13 protein-coding genes and 4 tRNA genes are annotated in these 15,904 nt (G+C 69.3%); 8 read left to right on the top strand and 9 right to left on the bottom strand.

The annotated features are described in order from the left end of the window. Positions 1 to 48: 48 nt before the first annotated feature. A complete protein-coding gene (locus tag ACYVLQ_RS21995; protein ID WP_460699388.1) occupies positions 49 to 1,158 on the bottom strand; it encodes an NAD(P)/FAD-dependent oxidoreductase in 1,110 nt (369 codons plus the stop codon). Positions 1,159 to 1,329: 171 nt separating this feature from the next. Between ACYVLQ_RS21995 and ACYVLQ_RS21990 the strand changes: the two genes are divergently transcribed. Then, positions 1,330 to 2,268 (top strand): RNA polymerase sigma-70 factor, encoded by a 939-nt coding sequence (locus ACYVLQ_RS21990; protein ID WP_460699387.1) that lies wholly within the window; start codon positions 1,330 to 1,332, stop codon positions 2,266 to 2,268. 48 nt (positions 2,269 to 2,316) lie between these two features. Here ACYVLQ_RS21990 and ACYVLQ_RS21985 read toward each other — a convergent pair whose 3' ends face one another. The 3 genes from ACYVLQ_RS21985 to ACYVLQ_RS21975 form a co-directional block, all read right to left on the bottom strand. Beyond that, positions 2,317 to 3,288 (bottom strand): acyl-ACP desaturase, encoded by a 972-nt coding sequence (locus ACYVLQ_RS21985; RefSeq protein ID WP_460699386.1) that lies wholly within the window; start codon positions 3,286 to 3,288, stop codon positions 2,317 to 2,319. Positions 3,289 to 3,574: 286 nt separating this feature from the next. Beyond that, positions 3,575 to 4,171: a DUF937 domain-containing protein gene (locus ACYVLQ_RS21980; RefSeq protein WP_460699385.1), complete on the bottom strand. Its 597-nt coding sequence runs from the start codon at positions 4,169 to 4,171 to the stop codon at positions 3,575 to 3,577. Positions 4,172 to 4,320: 149 nt separating this feature from the next. Next, positions 4,321 to 4,393 (bottom strand) — tRNA-Lys (locus ACYVLQ_RS21975). 1,078 nt (positions 4,394 to 5,471) lie between these two features. Here ACYVLQ_RS21975 and ACYVLQ_RS21970 point away from each other — a divergent pair. From ACYVLQ_RS21970 to ACYVLQ_RS21955, 4 genes are all read left to right on the top strand, one after another. Beyond that, complete coding sequence (locus ACYVLQ_RS21970) at positions 5,472 to 6,131, top strand: TetR family transcriptional regulator (RefSeq protein WP_460699384.1); 660 nt, start codon at positions 5,472 to 5,474, stop codon at positions 6,129 to 6,131. Positions 6,132 to 6,258: 127 nt separating this feature from the next. Continuing rightward, positions 6,259 to 6,331 (top strand) — tRNA-Glu (locus ACYVLQ_RS21965). Positions 6,332 to 6,360: 29 nt separating this feature from the next. Further along, positions 6,361 to 6,434: transfer RNA gene (locus ACYVLQ_RS21960), tRNA-Asp, on the top strand. 34 nt (positions 6,435 to 6,468) lie between these two features. After that, positions 6,469 to 6,542 (top strand) — tRNA-Phe (locus tag ACYVLQ_RS21955). 157 nt (positions 6,543 to 6,699) lie between these two features. Here the strand turns inward: ACYVLQ_RS21955 and ACYVLQ_RS21950 are convergent. Then, on the bottom strand, positions 6,700 to 7,389 hold the full coding sequence (locus ACYVLQ_RS21950) for a hypothetical protein (protein WP_460699383.1): 690 nt from the start codon (positions 7,387 to 7,389) through the stop codon (positions 6,700 to 6,702). 90 nt (positions 7,390 to 7,479) lie between these two features. Here ACYVLQ_RS21950 and ACYVLQ_RS21945 point away from each other — a divergent pair, with 90 nt between their 5' ends. Beyond that, positions 7,480 to 7,656, top strand: a complete 177-nt coding sequence (locus ACYVLQ_RS21945) for a hypothetical protein (RefSeq protein ID WP_169814410.1) — start codon at positions 7,480 to 7,482, stop codon at positions 7,654 to 7,656. A 125-nt stretch (positions 7,657 to 7,781) separates the two neighbouring features. Next, a complete protein-coding gene (locus tag ACYVLQ_RS21940) occupies positions 7,782 to 8,483 on the top strand; it encodes a polyprenol monophosphomannose synthase (RefSeq protein WP_460699596.1) in 702 nt (233 codons plus the stop codon). Here the strand turns inward: ACYVLQ_RS21940 and ACYVLQ_RS21935 are convergent. Together ACYVLQ_RS21935 and ACYVLQ_RS21930 are read right to left on the bottom strand one after the other, a co-directional pair. Further along, positions 8,480 to 9,934: an HAD-IB family hydrolase gene (locus tag ACYVLQ_RS21935; protein WP_460699382.1), complete on the bottom strand. Its 1,455-nt coding sequence runs from the start codon at positions 9,932 to 9,934 to the stop codon at positions 8,480 to 8,482. The genes ACYVLQ_RS21940 and ACYVLQ_RS21935 overlap by 4 nt on opposite strands. Continuing rightward, positions 9,931 to 12,315, bottom strand: coding sequence for a glycerol-3-phosphate 1-O-acyltransferase (locus tag ACYVLQ_RS21930; protein ID WP_460699381.1), 2,385 nt, complete (start codon positions 12,313 to 12,315; stop codon positions 9,931 to 9,933). Before ACYVLQ_RS21930 ends, ACYVLQ_RS21935 begins: the two co-directional genes overlap by 4 nt. A 161-nt stretch (positions 12,316 to 12,476) precedes the next feature. Between ACYVLQ_RS21930 and ACYVLQ_RS21925 the strand changes: the two genes are divergently transcribed. Beyond that, positions 12,477 to 13,832 (top strand): salicylate synthase, encoded by a 1,356-nt coding sequence (locus tag ACYVLQ_RS21925; protein WP_460699595.1) that lies wholly within the window; start codon positions 12,477 to 12,479, stop codon positions 13,830 to 13,832. A 28-nt stretch (positions 13,833 to 13,860) separates the two neighbouring features. Here the strand turns inward: ACYVLQ_RS21925 and ACYVLQ_RS21920 are convergent, their stop codons facing one another. After that, complete coding sequence (locus tag ACYVLQ_RS21920; protein WP_460699380.1) at positions 13,861 to 15,474, bottom strand: (2,3-dihydroxybenzoyl)adenylate synthase; 1,614 nt, start codon at positions 15,472 to 15,474, stop codon at positions 13,861 to 13,863. Positions 15,475 to 15,728: 254 nt separating this feature from the next. Continuing rightward, the gene (locus ACYVLQ_RS21915) at positions 15,729 to 15,890 is read right to left on the bottom strand and encodes a DUF5993 family protein (RefSeq protein ID WP_460699379.1); all 162 of its coding nucleotides are present in this window, start codon (positions 15,888 to 15,890) and stop codon (positions 15,729 to 15,731) included. Positions 15,891 to 15,904: the final 14 nt, after the last annotated feature.

The raw sequence follows: 15,904 nt of genomic DNA, 5'->3' as shown, positions 1-15,904 counted from the left end.
TCGACCGCAGTGGGCCCGCTCACCCGCTCTCGAACCCGGTGTCATCGTCTACGGGGCTCCGGCTGCTGCGGGCCCGGGCATCCAGGCGGCCGCGCCCGTGCGCGCCCCGTACTCCGCGCCCCGGCACGCCGCCTCCTTGAGCAGCACCGCCGAACCCGCGGCGAGGTAGGCGCGGCGGGGTGTGTCGTCGCGCCGGGTGAGCTGGACGACGGCATCCTTGCGTCCGAGGCTGACGCCGACCCCGACGTAGCCCATGGAATACGGCTTGGGCTTGCGGCCCTGGATGATCCGGGCCAAGGTGTCGGCCGCGTGCGCTCCCTGCGGCCCGGCCGTCTGGCAGGCGAAGCGGGAGCCGGGCACCGCGGCGCAGTCGCCGACGGCGAAGACGCGCTCATCGGTGACGCTGCGCAGGAACTCGTCGACGAGGGCGCGGCCCTCCTGGTTCACCGCGAGACCGCTGCGCGCCGCGAGATCGGGAACGCCCGAGACCATCGCCCACAGGCTCAGCTCGGAGGCGAACGCCCGTCCCGACCGAAGGTGCACGATGCCGTCGAATTCTCCGTCGCCCGCGACCACCTTCGTCACGCCGTCGTCGACGATGTCGACCCGCAGCCGCTCCAGTCCGGCGCGTATCCGGCGGCGCGCACCGGGTGAGAAGCTCCCGGCGACCGCCGAACCGACGATGCGCACCCGCAGATCCGTCCGGGCGGCGGCGATCTCGGCCGCCGTCTCGATGCCCGTCGGTCCGCCCCCGACCACCGTGACGAGGCTGCCCGCGGGCAGGACGGCACACGCCGTGCGCGCCCGCTCCGCACTCTCCCACACGCCCACCGGGATCGTGCCCGGCATCGGCCGCACCGTGCTGCCCACGGCGAGGAACGCGTAGTCGAAGGCGAACTGCTCGCCGTCGTCGAGGGCGACGGCGCCGTCGGAGATCCTGGCGACATTGCCGACGCGTGCCGTAATTCCTTCTCGCAGTAGCGATGTGATCGGTGCGGCGATATCGCCGGTGCCCGCGATGTGCTGGTGCAACCGCACCCGCGGCACGAATTCCGGCCGCGGGTTGATGACGGTGATCTCGGCCTCACGCACCTTCTTGGCCAACCGGTTCGTCGCCATCATGCCCGCGTAACCGGCGCCCACAACTACGACCTTCATATCGTCCTCCTCCTCGGGGTCGCTGAACGGGCATAAGTCGCCCGGCACCCCCGGCGTTGTGACAGCCGGTGTCTGTGATGCGTGCCACCGGTCTCGGCGGCGGTCCGGTGTCACACGGCGGCGGGCAGCGGTGTCTCCGGAGGAGGGAGGGCGTGACGAAGGGAACCAGCCATGACCGGCATATCGACGGCCGCGGGAAATCGCCGCGCGCGGGCGAACGCACATCCGGACCGCGCCACGGCGGCCTTCGTGACCCACCGCAACCTGCTGTTCACGGTCGCCTACGAACTGCTCGGCTCGGCCGCCGACGCGGAGGATGTCGTGCAGGAGGCCTGGTTGCAGTGGGCGGGCGTCGATCTGGACGCGGTGCGGGACCAGCGTGCCTTCCTGGTACGAATCACTACGCGCCAGGCGCTCACCCGGCTGCGCGTGCTGAGTCGGCGCAAGGAGTCCTACGTCGGGTCGTGGCTGCCCGAACCGCTGCTCACCGCGCCGGACGTGGCGGACGACGTCGAGCTGGCCGACAGCGTGTCGATGGCGATGCTGCTGGTGCTGGAGACCCTGACGCCGGTCGAGCGGGCGGTATTCGTGCTGCGCGAGGTGTTCGATCTGGGGTACGCCGAGGTCGCGGACGCCGTCGACAAGAGCCCGGCCGCGGTTCGCCAGATCGCGCATCGGGCGCGGGCGCACGTGGATGCGCGGCGGCCGCGCGGGGTCGCCTCCCCGGCCGAGACCCGCGTCGCGCTCGCCGCGTTCCGACGCGCGGTCGAGACGGGCGATCTGCAAGGGCTACTGGATATTCTGGCGCCCGACGTGGTCCTGCTGGGCGACGGCGGCGGAGTCGCGCACGCCGTGCGCAGGCCGGTCGTGGGAGCCCGCCGGGTGGCTCGCCTGGCGGGTCTGCTCGCGGACCGGTTCGGAGATTCGGTTATGGCCGAGCCCGCGCAGGTCAACGGCTGCCCGGCCCTGATCGTCCGGCTCGGCGGGCGGATCGACAACGTGGTGACGATGCGGATCGACGACGGTCTCGTCACCGGCGTCTACATCGTGCGCAATCCGGCGAAGCTGTCGCGGGTGGTCACGGAGACCGTCGTCAGCAGGGGAAAGTAACCCGCCGCTCCGGAACGGCATTCGGCCCGGAGAGGCGGGGGTGGTCGGTCAGCTCGCGGAGCTGGAGGCCAGCTGGCGCTCGCGCTTGGCGGCCTCGCGGGCGAGCATGCGGTCGCGCTGCTCCTCGAACTTCAGCACGTCCTGGCCCAGCTTCTCCAGGAACAGGCCCAGGCGCTCGCGGGTCTGCTCGCCGCGGGCGGTGAAGTCGTTGCGCTCGAAGATCTTCCACTTCTTCAGCACCGGCTGGACGACATCTTCCAGGTGCTGGCGCAGGTCGTAGATGCCGTGCTTGGCCATCAGCACGCCGTTGCGGCGGAAGTTGGGCATGCCCGCGCCCGGCATCTGGAAGTGCTCCAGGATCAGCGTGATCGCCTCGATCGCCTGGTCGGGGGACAGGTCCAGGGCCGCGCCGCACATGTTGCGGTAGAAGATCATGTGCAGGTTCTCGTCGGCGGCGACGCGCTGCAGCATGCGGTCGGCGATCGGGTCGTCGCAGACCTTGCCGGTGTTGCGGTGCGAGACGCGGGTGGCCAGCTCCTGGAACGTCACGTAGGCGACCGAGTGCAGGAACCCGGCGTCGGCCTCGGCGGGCGAGGCGAAGCCGTTGGTCATGTGGATCATCCGGGCTTCCTCGAGGGCGACCGGGTCGACGCCGCGGGTGACCACCAGGTAGTCGCGCATGACGATGCCGTGGCGGTTCTCCTCGGCGGTCCAGCGTCCGACCCAGGTGCCCCAGGCGCCGTCCTGGGAGAAGTTCTCGGCGATCTCGCGGTGGTAGGAGGGCAGGTTGTCCTCGGTCAGCAGGTTCGTGATCATCGCCGCCTTGGCGACCTCACCGAGCTGCGACTGCGACGGGTCCCAATCCACGCCCCCCAGCGCGGCGAAGTTACGCCCGTCGTCCCACGGCACGTAGTCGTGCGGGTGCCATTCCTTGGCCATCGACAGGTGCCGGTTGACGTTCTGCGCGGCAACCGGCTCCAACTCCGTCAGCAGTTCGAGTTGAGTCAGATCCCTTGCCATATACATTGCCCTTCGGTGTGTCGTGCACTCTCTTGCTCGTCAGTCCCCCTTGGCCGTGCCGCCGCGGCCCATACCTTACGGCACCGTAGGTGTGATGCGAAACGCATCTGGGTGACTTCACAGTGTCCGTGATGGAACTCATATGGCGACGTCGGGACGGGTACAACGGTTCCGAGTCTATGCGTCCGGGCCGCGCCGTGCTGACTATCGTTCCCAGACGCGAAGTGTTAGCCCGGTCGCGAAAAGCCGCCCGCCGCACGTCGCGGCGGCCGGACCGGGCCCGGTGTCAGCGCCTGCCGCCGAGCAGTCCACCCAGGATGTTTCCGAGAGTACCCCCGGCGTTCTTGCCCAGCGCGTCCGAGATCGCTCCGCCGATGCCACCGCTTTTGCCGCCCCCGCCGAGCAATCCGCCCAGAATGTCGCCGAGGCCGCCGCCCCCGGCGCTTGGAGCCGGTGCCGGTGTGCCCGCCCCGGCGGACCCGCTCGTCATCTGCTTGCTCAGATACGCGAGCACGATCGGGGCCAGCAGCGGCAGCACCTTGGCGACCAGTTCGTTGCCGCCGGAGCCCTCGGTCGCCCCCAGCGCGTTGATGACCGTGTCCTTCTCCTGTCCGAAGACGTTGTCCACGATCTGTTCGCCCGAAGCCGCGTCGACCTGCTCGATATCGACGCCACCCGCCAGCAGCCCGTCGTCCTGATGCCGGTCGACCAGGCCCCGGACGGTCTGTTCCCGCTGCGGATTGCCGGTCTGTGCCTGAAGGCCGCCGAGCAGGGCGGGCAGGGCGGTCTGCACCGCAGTGGACGCGGTCGCCTCGTCCACGCCGAGCTTGTCGGCGAGCTGTCCGATCGGAACTTGGGAGAGCAGGTCATCGAACGAATTCATGGCTGAAGCCCCTCTCGTGGGATGGACCGGTAGCCACCGGATGTGCCAACAGTAGGCGAGCGGCCCGGTCGAACGCGGAGGATTTGCCAGGTCGTGATCGGCGGACGACGGAGGGCCGGAGCGACTGCCGCTCCGGCCCTCGGGAAAGGTGCCCCCACCAGGGCTCGAACCTGGGACCTGCGGATTAAAAGTCCGTAGCTCTACCAACTGAGCTATAGGGGCGCGGATGGCAAGTCTAATGTGCCGGGTGCGCGAGCGGTAACCGGTATCCCGGCGCCGGTGTTTGCGCTGGCTACCCGCTCGGCGTCCCGAGTTCGACGGTTTCGCCGCGGGTGGGTGGCCGGTGCGGGCGGTGCGGGGCCGGTTGTGCTGTCGGCGTGCGCATTCGGCCGCCGGGCCGGGCTGTGGCCCCGGGCGGCGGGTGTCGTGGCGGGGCAGTGGCAGCGGTTCGTTGCCGCCGGGGGGAGTGGACCGACGCCGCGGGGCGGGATGAACGGACCTCGGGGCGGCGGGCGGGACCTGCTGTGCGCGCGAGTGATACGCGGCGGGGGTGTCGAGCGATACGCCCTGAGACGCGGGCCCGGGCCCGGCAACCCCCCGAAGTTGGGGGCAAACGCCTTGGTTCCCAATTTGTTTGAGAGCGGAAGTATGGAAATATCAACCAATCGTGGTGCGTGGCAACGTAATTGGTAGCGGAGGTGAGTGTGTCGGCGGATCGTCCGGGGGGACGACGGGGACCGGGGCGGATGTGTTCGGTGGGCGGCGGGTCGCCGGGGTGGAGCCGACCCGGGGATGAACGATGCTGGGGCGCGGCGGAATTCGCGAAAGGAACCAATCCCCCATCCGGTAGCCGTGTATTTGCCAGTACCCGGGAAACGCAATCCGGCGAACTGACTCGCCGGTACGCCCTACGGTGGGTACGGATTCGGGGTACGGTGACCGCTTGGTGAATTCCGAAAGAACCGGGAGTACCCCGGCGGGATGGGATTCGGCCTATGGTTGATGTGCCCGACGATGTCGCGACCGGTCAGACCCGATCGCGACGCCCTGGAGATTGCGTCGCAGGAGGCAGATCCGAGACGAAGAAAACGCCCGGGTGCGCACCCCCTGCGGCGCACCCGGGCGCCGAGAACTATACCAGCCAGCGTGTTTCAGGTTTTCTCGCGAGTTTCGTACCAAAAGTTTGAAAAACCGGGCGGTAGCCCGAGTTGAAGTATTTGAAAATCGTATAACTTCGCGTCGAGGGCTGCTCCCCACGGGGGTCCTTCCGACGGCAAGTAGCTTCGGAGGCGTTTCGAGCATGGCACGGCAGCAAGAGCGGGCCCGCCGGACACGTGCGGCGATCATCAGGTCCGCCGCCGTTGAATTCGGGAAGAGCGGCTATGCCGCGGCATCGCTCAACCGCATATTGGAGGGATCGCGCGCCACCAAAGGCGCCATGTACTTCCACTTCGACTCCAAGGAGGATCTGGCGCGCGCGGTGTTGGGCGCCGCGGTCGAACGCTACCGCGCGACCACGGAAAGATGGCTCACCAGAACGGATCTCGGATCCCTGGACGTGCTGCACGGGATGGTCGACGAGATCGCGCTGCGGCTCGAGAACGACATCATCATCCAGGCCGAGTTCCGGCTCATCATCGAACCGGAGTTCTACCGCGACGTTCAGGCCGGGGGCGGTCGCATCCTCGGGCGCGCCACCCGGCTGCTCGCGGTGCGCGCCGTCGACCAGAAGCAGTTGCGGCCCGACGCCGACCCCGACCGGTTCACCCGCACCCTCGCCGCCGCGCTGACCGGTCAGCGCTACATCATCGACCTGCTCGGCGGCGGTATCGACCTGCGGTCGCGGTTCACCGAGGCGCTCGAGGTCATCGTCGAATCCATGGCCACTCCCGAGTGGCTCGACGAGTTCCGGCGCATCGGCTGGCGCGCGTCCGCGCGGATGGAGGACCTCGGAGGCTGAGGCGTGCAACACGGGTCCCGCCGGTCGGCACCCTGACCAGCCGATTTGGGTTTCACGATCGAGCTGTCATAAGCTATGCGGGCTCCCAACGGAAGCCGTTGAGAAACGGTCCGGAGAGATCCGGCGGGCCCCCTTCGTCTAGCGGCCTAGGACGCCGCCCTTTCAAGGCGGTAGCGCGGGTTCGAATCCCGTAGGGGGTACGGTGGCGACACCGTTGAGAGCAGAGCAAGGCCCTGTGGCGCAGTTGGTTAGCGCGCCGCCCTGTCACGGCGGAGGTCGCGGGTTCGAGTCCCGTCAGGGTCGCAAGACAAGCTAGGCATTCGGTACGGGTGCCTCCGGCCAGGTAGCTCAGTTGGTACGAGCGTCCGCCTGAAAAGCGGAAGGTCGCCGGTTCGATCCCGGCCTTGGCCACCTTCTCAGGGGTTCCCTGTTCGGGAACCTGGCGGTTCTCTCCCTTGTTCGAAGCTGATTTGTGGGGGCGCGGCCCCCACACCCCAGCCCGGGAGGGCTTCGCCCCCTCGTCGGGGCATTTTGTTGATATGTCTTTCTAAGTGTCCGCGTGAGTCCTTCATTTCAATACATTCACTGCGCGGGCTATCACCAGCGACATGGTGATCAGGGATATGGCCGATTGGAACATCATTGTGGTCTTTGCCCAGCGGGACATGGGCATGACGTCTGTGGGGCTGAAGGCCGTTGCATTGGTGAACGACATATAGAGGTAGTCGGTGAATTGAGGTTCCCAGTCGGGGGCGGTCAAGTCGGGGTTCTGCATCTGGACGAACAGGAAGTCGGGATAGGGGTTGCGGGCGTGGGCCCGGGCGGCGGGGCCGCCGCGATCGAATTCCCAATACCAGAGCGCGAATACGACGACATTGGTCAGCCAGATCGCGGCGCCGGAACCCAGCAGGGCGCCGGGATTGTTGCTGACTTGACCATCGATCAAGCCCATCACCAAACGGTCGACCGACCATGCGGTAATGAGGCCGAGTACGGTCGCCAGAACGAGGCTGCAGGTGCGCAGCCAGTTCTCCTCCCGATTGATCCGGGTCGGGTTTGCCGCCAACAGCACGGCGAGCAACAGCAACTCCAGGCCGGGGCCCAGCCATTGCGGATTCGGCGTGAACTGATTCGGCAGCAGGATTTGCAGCGCGATGGTGGCGAGCACGGCCGCCGTGGCCACCATCCGGGACTCGCCCGCCGTGCGGCGGGCCCAGGCGGGCACCTGTTCGTCGGACTCGTGGGCGGATCCGCTCATCCGAGCAGTATCGCCGGACAAGGGGCGCGGTCGGCGGGTACGCCACGCGTGTCGGGCGCGGGCGGCCCGGACGAGTGGGATGCTGGTGGCATGGGTGAATCCGACGATGCCTGGTACTACTGCCTGAAGCACCACCGCCCCGAGCAGGGCAAGCGGTGCTGGTTCGCCGACCGCATGGGGCCCTATCCGGACCGGGCGACCGCGGAACGGGCCCTCGAGATAGTCCGCGAACGCAACGAGCGTGCGGACCGGGGCGACGACCACTGAGCTAACTCGTCCGCGTTCGGGGCGGTGGGCTACGGTTCCATGAGCAGAATCGTGCCCGCACGCGCGCGGGTGAGCAGAATCGGGTCGAATCGAGCGGAGGGCGACTTGTGAAGGTGACCGTGGTGGTGCCTACCTACAACGAGCGGGAGAACCTGCCGGTGGCGGTGGAGCGGCTGACCGCGCTACCGGTCTCCGACCTGCACGTCCTGGTCGTCGACGACAGCTCGCCGGACGGCACCGGCGACGTCGCCGACAAGCTCGCCGCCGAACTGCCCAGCGTCGTGAGCGTGCTGCACCGGACCGAGAAGGACGGGCTCGGCCGCGCCTACATCGCCGGTATCACCAAGGCGCTCGACGAAGGCGCCGACATCGTCATCCAGATGGACGCCGACCTGTCGCATCCGGCCGAGGTGATCCCGGCCATGCTGGACAAGCTGGAGACCTCCGACGCGGGTGTGGTGCTGGGCTCGCGGTACGTCCCGGGCGGCTCGACCGCTTCGGAGTGGAAGTGGTACCGCAAGGCGCTGTCGGCCTGGGCCAACTTCTACGTGAACCTGATCCTGCGGCTGGGCGTCAAGGACGCCACCGCCGGGTTCAAGGCGTGGAAGGCCGACACGTTGCGTGCCATCGACGTCGCCTCGATCCACAGCAACGGCTACTCCTTCCAGGTCGAGATGAACTACCGGACCATCAAGCAGGGCATCGCGATCGCCGAGGTGCCGATCCGGTTCGAGGAGCGCACCAAGGGCGCCTCCAAGATGAGCCTCAAGGTGCAGCTGGAATCGGCCCTGATGCCGTGGAAGCTGCTGTTCGGACGCTCCGTCTAGCGCTGCCGCAGCGGCTCGGGCGCGGGCCAGTCGAGCAGGGTGTCCACGAAAAGCTGTCGGACCCGCTCGATTTCGGCATCCATCGCGCCGGGATCCCAGCCGCTGACGTCGATCGGCGGCAGTATCGCCACGTCGACGGTGCCCTTGCGCACGATCGCCGAATTGCGCCAGGCGATCTCGCCCGCGTTGCGGATCACCACCGGGACGATCGGCACACCGGCCTGGACGGCGATATGGAACGCCCCCTTCTTGAACGGGCCCACCCGCGGTGTCAGCGATCGGGTGCCCTCCGGCGCGATGACGATCGATAGCCCGCCGCGCAGGGTCTCCACCACCGGCGCCAGCGCGGCCCGTGTGCCCGCGGTATCGGCGCGATCGATGAATGTCGCACCGGCGAACCGCATCAGCGGACCGAAGACCGGGTTGCCGGTGACCTCCTTCTTCACGATTCCGGTGAACCCCGACCCCAGCACCTCGGCCAGCACCACCATGTCGAACTGGCTCTGGTGGTTGAACAGGAACACCGCGGGCCGTGCGTCGCGGGCGTGCTCCGCGCCGGTGATTCGCACCCGCACCCCCGTGGCGCGCAGCGTGGCGCCGGCGGCGCGGCGCATCATCGCGTCGGCCATGCGCTGCCGCTCGCGAGTCGGCGCCTGGGCCGCCACCCCGAGCGCGGCGCCGCCGAGCAGGGCCGCGAAACCCGCTGCGGTGCGGGCGATGTCACCGGCCCCGGCCGCCGCGCGGGGCCGGAAGCCGAGTTCGGGCCAGTCGCGCTCGCCCGCCTCGATCGCCGTGCGGGGATCCGGATTCACCGCGCGCGGCCGCCCGACCAGCTCGAGCAGCGGGAGGTCCGGCGCGGCGTCGGCGTAGGCGTAGCTGTCGCTCAGGTCGAGGCGCCGCTCGGCCGCGAAGCGGCGCACCGCATCGGCCTTCCCGCTGCGCCACAGCGGCTTGTCGTCCACGTACCCGGTGAGCACGCCGTCCTGCGTGGCCATCGGGGTGTAGAGCACGTGCTCGATTCCCAGTTCGGCGGCCGCGGGCAGTACCTGGAAGCGGGTCAGGCAGGTGGCCAGGATCAGGGTGTGCCCGGCCGCCTCGTGCGCGCGGATCAGCCGCCACGCCTCCGGATACAGGTGGCCGTAGATCGTTCCGCGGAACAGTCGCTCCCCGAGTGCGGCGAGGTCCTGCTCCGAACGCCCGGCCCACAGGTGCATGACGCGCTGCAGGAACCGCTCGTACTCGCCCTCGCCGCGGGCGCCGCGAATGCTGGTCAGCAGGGAATCCGCCAGGACGCGCGGGGCATCGCGGCGGCGCAGCAGGCGCCGGAGGGCCGATCGCGGGGTGAAGCCGTGCACGACGGTGCCGCCGAAATCGAAGATCGCGGCGATCCGCGGCCCATGGGGCCCGGAGCCGATGGCGGCGACGGCCTCGTCGACGGTCCACTGGGTCATGACACCTCCAGCCGGTTCGACGGGTCCAGGGCCGCCGCGCGCGAGATGCGGGCGCCGATCGTGCGCAGCTCGTCGGCGAAGGCGCGGCGACGGGCCGTCAGCTCCGCGCCGTCGGACGTCGCCTCGAGCAGGCCGTGATTGTCGGCGAGTTTCAGTGCGGTGGAGAACAATTCGGAGGAGACCGATTCGGTGCTGTGCAGGCGCTGCTGCAACAGCATCTGGCGGCCCACGGCCAGGCATTCGTCGATGAACTGCTTGCGGTCCTGCGGCGCCACCGCGCCGTCGCGGGCGGCCAGCCGGTCCGCCACCACCAGTTGCGCGTCGAAGAACGAGCGCAGGACCCGGTGGGCCATGATGAATCCGGTCTCGGTCAGCGTGGCCAGGACGTCGGCGCCGACCGTGCCGCCCGCGGTGCGCTGCTTCCAATCCTTGTCCACCAGTTGGATCTCCGCGGTCATCCGGTCGGCGAACTCGGCGCGCTCGGGGAAGAAGAACTCGAACTTCAGCAGATCGCGCAGCCGGAAGGCGGTATCCCAGCCCGCCTGCAGCTGCTCGCCCTCGGGCGCCTCCACCGCGGCCAGGATGGCCAGTTCGAGGATGGCGCGATTGACGAACCAGTGCACCGCGCTGTTGCGATAGAACGCCGCCTCGAGATGCGCCCCGGCCTCGATCGAGTACACCGGCTCCAGTCCGCCGCGATAGACCGTCACCACCTTCGCCAGCGACAGCTGCTCGAGCACCACGGCCAGCCCGTGATCGTCACGCAGCGTGTCGAGTTCGCCACCGGGCAGCTCGCTGCGCCGGATGTAGTCGCGCACCGGTTCCAGCACCCGGCGCACCTCGCCGAGGGTGAGGGCGCGCTCGTGCACGCCCAACAGCGCGAGGGTGACCAGTGCGTTGACGGTGATCGGGGTGACCTGGTTGATCCCGACGGCGACCTCGAAGGCCAGCCGCTGGACCGCCTTACGTTCCTGATCGCGCTCGGGCGCGTCGGCCGCGGCGCTGGGACCCGGATCGGGGACCAGCGGATCGCCGTGTGCGGCAAGGCGTTCCCGCGCCGACAGCGGCGCGCCGAATCGCATGTACACGTGGCCCGCCGAATGCTGTTGGCTGCGGACATAGCGCGCCAGCCAGGTCAGGCCCTCGGGTTTCTTGGCCCCGCCGGACTGCTCGGTGGCGATCGCGCCGAGTTCGTTGAGCCGCTCGTAGGTGATCGACACGGGAACCAGCATCACATCGTCGACACGGCGCGAGCGAATCGCCGCCGCAAGGTAATTCAGCAGGCCGTAGCGGGGCGGGCGCAGCTTGCCGGTGCGGGTGCGGCCGCCCTCGAAGTACCACTCCAGGTTGAACCGCTTGGCCAGCAGGTAGGCGAAGTACTCCTCGACCACCGCTTTGTACACCTCGTCGTCACCGAAGCTGCGGCGGATGAACACGGTTCCGGTGCGGCGCGCGATCGGGCCGATCGGCCAGAAGCGCAGGTTCGCGCCGCCGATCACATGATTGGGTGGAAAGTCGTTGCGGGCCAGCGTATCCCCGAGCACGAAGGCGTCCACGTAGGAGCGGTGCGAGGGCAGGAACACCAGCGGGTAGCGGCGGTTGAGCCGCCGCAGCGCCGCCAGCCCGCTCGGATCGCAGTCGACCTTCCAGGTGGAGGCGTGCACCGGGCGCATGGCCTGGGTGAACAGGTCCGACACCAGGCGGCTCTGCGCCGCGACCAGTTCCTGCAGCGCCTTTTCCGCGCGCCGGTACACCTCGCGGGGGCCCGTCCCGAGATGTCCGGCGATGGCGTCGAGGCGGCGCAGGAACTCCGGCGAGTCGAGGATCTCCTCGGCGACCAGCCGGGGCACCTTGTACCGGTCGCCGATCACGGCGCGCTCGGCCCGCTCGAGCGCCACGATCCCGGCGCGCACGATGGCGCGGGCGAACGGTTCCGCCGTACCGGCGACGGCCGCGTTGTTCGCGCGCAGCTCGCTGAGCCGGGCGGGCTGCCCGGTGAGCACGAGGTGGCGGTCCGGCGCCTTGGCGATCAGGCGGCGCTGCAGGAGCCGGTGCGGTTTCCGCGGGTTGGACAGGGTGGCCAGGTCGGCGAAGGTGATGCGGCGCACGCCGTCTCGCTCCGGCGGCAGCCACAGTACCCGGACGGGGACCACCAGCGGGTCGTCGAGCCGCCCGACCAGCCGGGCCGCCACCGGCGCCGCGTCCAGGTCGATCTGGGTCACCGGCGCGTCGACACCGAGTTCCGCGGCGACACCGCCCTCGGCCAGCCAGCCGCCGATCAGTTCGCGTTCGGTCGGCGAGGCGGCGTCCACCAGCGCGACCACCGAGTTCGGTGCGGTCTCGGGCGTCGCCGTCGGAACATCGGCGCGGTCATCGATCATGCGGGAACCCTTCATCAAGTGATGTTCCCCATTGAAGCCCGGTTCGCGCCCATTGCGCAGGAGGTTGAGGCGGAGAGTGTGCCCGTCGGCACAACGACTACCAAGACAGGTAATGCTAACCTCACCAGTTAAAGTAAGGTAAGCATAACCTTGGAGGAATGGTGTCGACCACGGACGAGCGAGTGCTGATCGGGTATGAAAACGATCCGGGGGCGACATCCACAACGGTGAGCCGAGGGGTCGAGGATCCGGCCGCGGCGGTAGCGGCGCTGGCGGCGGCCGACCGTTTCGGCGAGTACGTCATGTACGAGCGGCCGGGCGAGTGGGTCTTCGCGGCCGATCCGATCGGCAGCGTCGAGCTCGATGCGCACGAACTGCGTGTCGCGTGGGACGGCCGCGCCACGGCGACCTCGTGGTCGGGCCGCCCGGCGGAGGTGATCGATCGGGCGCTGGCGGCGCTGCCGCTGTCCGGGCGGAACACCTACGGCTGGATCGGGTTCGAGTTCTGCGCCTGGTCGCTGGCGGCGACCGCGCACCTGCCGGAGCGCACGCCGCTGGCGCATCTGATGATTCCTCGCATCGAGGTGCGGATCGACGCGACCGGTGTGCGGGTTGCCGGCGCCACGCCGGGCGAGGCCGCCGAGATTCACGAACTCGTCGCCGCCGCGCAGGGTTCCGCGCTGCCGCTGCCGCGTCAGGCCGATATCACCATCGATCCCACGGCCTACCGGAACCGGGTGGCCGAGGCGGTCGGCGAGATCCGGGACGGCAAATACCAAAAGGTGATTCTGTCGCGCAAGGTGGAGCTGCCGTTCGTGGTGGACGTCCCCGCGACCTATCGGCTGGGCCGGGCGAACAACACGCCCGCGCGGTCGTTCCTGTTGCGCCTGGGCGTGCTGGAGGCGGCCGGGTTCAGCCCCGAACTGGTGGCCGCCGTCGACGGCGAGCGCGTGGTGACCACGGAGCCGCTCGCGGGAACCCGGGCCTTCGGGCGCGGTCCGGAGGCCGACCGGGCGGCCCGCGCGGATCTGGTCTCCGATCCCAAAGAGATCGTGGAGCACGCGATTTCGGTGCAGACCTCGTTCGCGGAGATCGCCGCGGTAGCCGTGCCCGGAACCACCGCGGTATCGGACTTCATGGCCGTGCGCGAGCGCGGCAGCGTGCAGCACCTGGCCTCCACCGTGCGCGGCCGCCTCGAGCCCGGCCGAACCTCCTGGGACGCACTGGAAACGCTCTTTCCCTCGGTCACCGCGTCCGGCATTCCGAAGCGGGACGGCGTCGACGCGGTCTTCCGCCTCGATCATGATCCGCGCGGCCTGTACTCCGGTGCGGTGGTGACGGTTTCGCCGACCGGCGCGCTCGAGGCCACCCTGGTGTTGCGCGCGGTCTACCAGACCGCCGAGGGCGCCTGGCTGCGCGCGGGCGCGGGCATCGTCGCCCAGTCCACCCCCGACCGCGAATTCGAGGAAACCTGCGAAAAGTTGGGCAGCGTAGCGCCCTACGTGGTGGAGGCCTGACCTCGGGTGGGTCGTTCAGCCGGGTCGTTCAGCCCTGGGCGCGGAGGGCCTTCTTGTCGATCTTGCCGACCGCGGTGACGGGGAGGGTGTCGGCCTGGCGCAGGACGTCGGGGAGTTTGTAGGCGGCCAGGCCGCGGTCGGTGAGGAACTGCTTGATCTCGGCGAGGGTGGGCAGGTCGCCGTCCACGACGAGGATGGCGCAGACCTTCTCGCCGAGCACGGGATCGGGCAGTCCGACCGCGGCGGCGTGGCGGACGGCCGGGTGGGCGAGCAGATGCTCCTCGAGTTCGTCGCAGGAGACGTTCTCGCCGCCGCGGTTGATCACGTCCTTGATCCGGCCGGAGACGACCAGGTGCCCGCTGGGCAGCCGCCGCACCAGATCCCCGCTGCGGTAGTAGCCGTCCGGGGTGAAGGCGCGGGAATTGTGTTCCGGCGCACGGTAATAGCCGCGGATGGTGTAGGGGCCGCGAGTGAGCAGCTCGCCCTCCTCGCCGTCGGTCACGTCGTTGCCGTCGCCGTCGACCACGCGCACCTCGTCGGCGGGGGAGAGCGGACGGCCCTGGGTGGTGCACACGAGGTCGATGTCGTCGTCGAGGCGGGTGTAGTTGAGCAGGCCCTCGGCCATGCCGAACACCTGCTGCAGCCGCACGCCCAGCGCGGGTTCCACGTCGCGGGCGTTGACCTCCGCCAACCGGGCGCCGCCGACCTGCAGCAGCCGCAGCGAGGACAGGTCGGCCGACTCCCATTCGGTTGCGGCGCACCACAGTTGCGCCAGCGGCGGCACCACGGCGGTCACCGTCACCCGGTGGCGTTCGATGGCGGCGAAGGCCGTCTCCGGACTCGGGTCGGCGGTGAAGGCGATCGAACCGCCGGTCGCGATGACGCCCAAGATGCCGGGGCACGCCAGCGGAAAGTTGTGTGCCGCGGGCAGACTCGCCAGATACACGTCGTCGGGGTCCAGTGCGCAGACCTCGGCGGAGGCGCGGGCGTTGTAGGCGTAGTCGTCGTGCGTGCGGGCGATCAGCTTGGGCAGGCCGGTGGTGCCGCCGGAGACCAGCATCAGGGCGATATCGCTCGGATCCGGCTCGGGCAGTGAACCATGGTCGCGGGGAATCGAATTCAGGTCAGTGAAGGGCCCGGCCTCGCCCAGCACCAGCACATGCCGCAGGGACGGCACCTGTTCGGCGACGGTGGCCGCCAGCGCGCGAAGGTCGAAGTCGCCCGCCTGGTCGGCGAGGATATACGCCACGGCGCCGGACAATTCGGTGAGATGCTCGATCTCGGCGCGGCGGTGCGCGGGCAGTGTCAGCACCGCGATGGCGCCCGCCCGCAGCAGTCCGAACAACACCGGGACGAATTCGGGCACGTTCGGCAGCTGCACCACCACCCGGTCGCCGGGCGTGATGCCCAGCGCCACGAAGCCGTACGCCATGCGGTCCGCCTCGGAGTCCAGCTCCGCGTAGGTGCGAGTGCCGTTGTTGCCGTGCAGCGCCGGGCGGTCGGGCCACTGCCGCGCCGCCGCGCGCAGCAATTCCCCGAGCGGCTGCCCCGTCCAGTACCCGGCGGCGCGATAAGCCTCGGCGAACTCGTCCGGCATCGGCACGAAGCCGTCGCGGTGATTTCTGATGGGTGTCGCTGTCATCGGTACTGCCTCACGCTCACGGTGGTACTGGGTCGCTGCCATATAGGTTAGGCAACCCTATCTCACGGCGTCGGACCGTACCGTGGTCAGCTCAGGATGCGCAGGTCGTAGAAGAGCTGGTACCGCTCCGGGTCGTCGGGCAGGAACCAGTGCAAGCCCTCCTCCAGGAAGACGGCGACCAGCTTGATCGCGATGACCGCGGCCAGGAACCCGTCGCCCGGCGGCCGGTGTCGTCGCTTCGGTCGCGGCGGTCATCAGGTGAGGCCCAGGCCGAGGGAACTGGTGATGTGGTGCCGCAGCAGGATGAGGGTGAGGACGAGCACGATCCACCATCCGGCCAGCACCGAGCGGCGCGACCGCTGCCGGTAGAGCATCACCACCACCGCGAGCAAACCCGCGAAGATGATCGTGTCCATACTGCCGGACCGTA

The sequence above is a fragment of the Nocardia thraciensis genome, from assembly GCF_054782435.1.
The sequence above is the reverse complement of the archived record's forward strand: the minus strand, read 5'-3'. Positions and strand labels throughout refer to the sequence as shown.

Coding starts and splice junctions, on each gene's coding strand:
- ACYVLQ_RS21995 (WP_460699388.1), bottom strand. CDS start 1,158: ATGAAGGTCGTAGTTGTGGGCGCCGGTTACGCGGGCATGATGGCGACG.
- ACYVLQ_RS21990 (WP_460699387.1), top strand. CDS start 1,330: ATGACCGGCATATCGACGGCCGCGGGAAATCGCCGCGCGCGGGCGAAC.
- ACYVLQ_RS21985 (WP_460699386.1), bottom strand. CDS start 3,288: ATGGCAAGGGATCTGACTCAACTCGAACTGCTGACGGAGTTGGAGCCG.
- ACYVLQ_RS21980 (WP_460699385.1), bottom strand. CDS start 4,171: ATGAATTCGTTCGATGACCTGCTCTCCCAAGTTCCGATCGGACAGCTC.
- ACYVLQ_RS21970 (WP_460699384.1), top strand. CDS start 5,472: ATGGCACGGCAGCAAGAGCGGGCCCGCCGGACACGTGCGGCGATCATC.
- ACYVLQ_RS21950 (WP_460699383.1), bottom strand. CDS start 7,389: ATGAGCGGATCCGCCCACGAGTCCGACGAACAGGTGCCCGCCTGGGCC.
- ACYVLQ_RS21945 (WP_169814410.1), top strand. CDS start 7,480: ATGGGTGAATCCGACGATGCCTGGTACTACTGCCTGAAGCACCACCGC.
- ACYVLQ_RS21935 (WP_460699382.1), bottom strand. CDS start 9,934: ATGACCCAGTGGACCGTCGACGAGGCCGTCGCCGCCATCGGCTCCGGG.
- ACYVLQ_RS21930 (WP_460699381.1), bottom strand. CDS start 12,315: ATGATCGATGACCGCGCCGATGTTCCGACGGCGACGCCCGAGACCGCA.
- ACYVLQ_RS21920 (WP_460699380.1), bottom strand. CDS start 15,474: ATGACAGCGACACCCATCAGAAATCACCGCGACGGCTTCGTGCCGATG.
- ACYVLQ_RS21915 (WP_460699379.1), bottom strand. CDS start 15,890: ATGGACACGATCATCTTCGCGGGTTTGCTCGCGGTGGTGGTGATGCTC.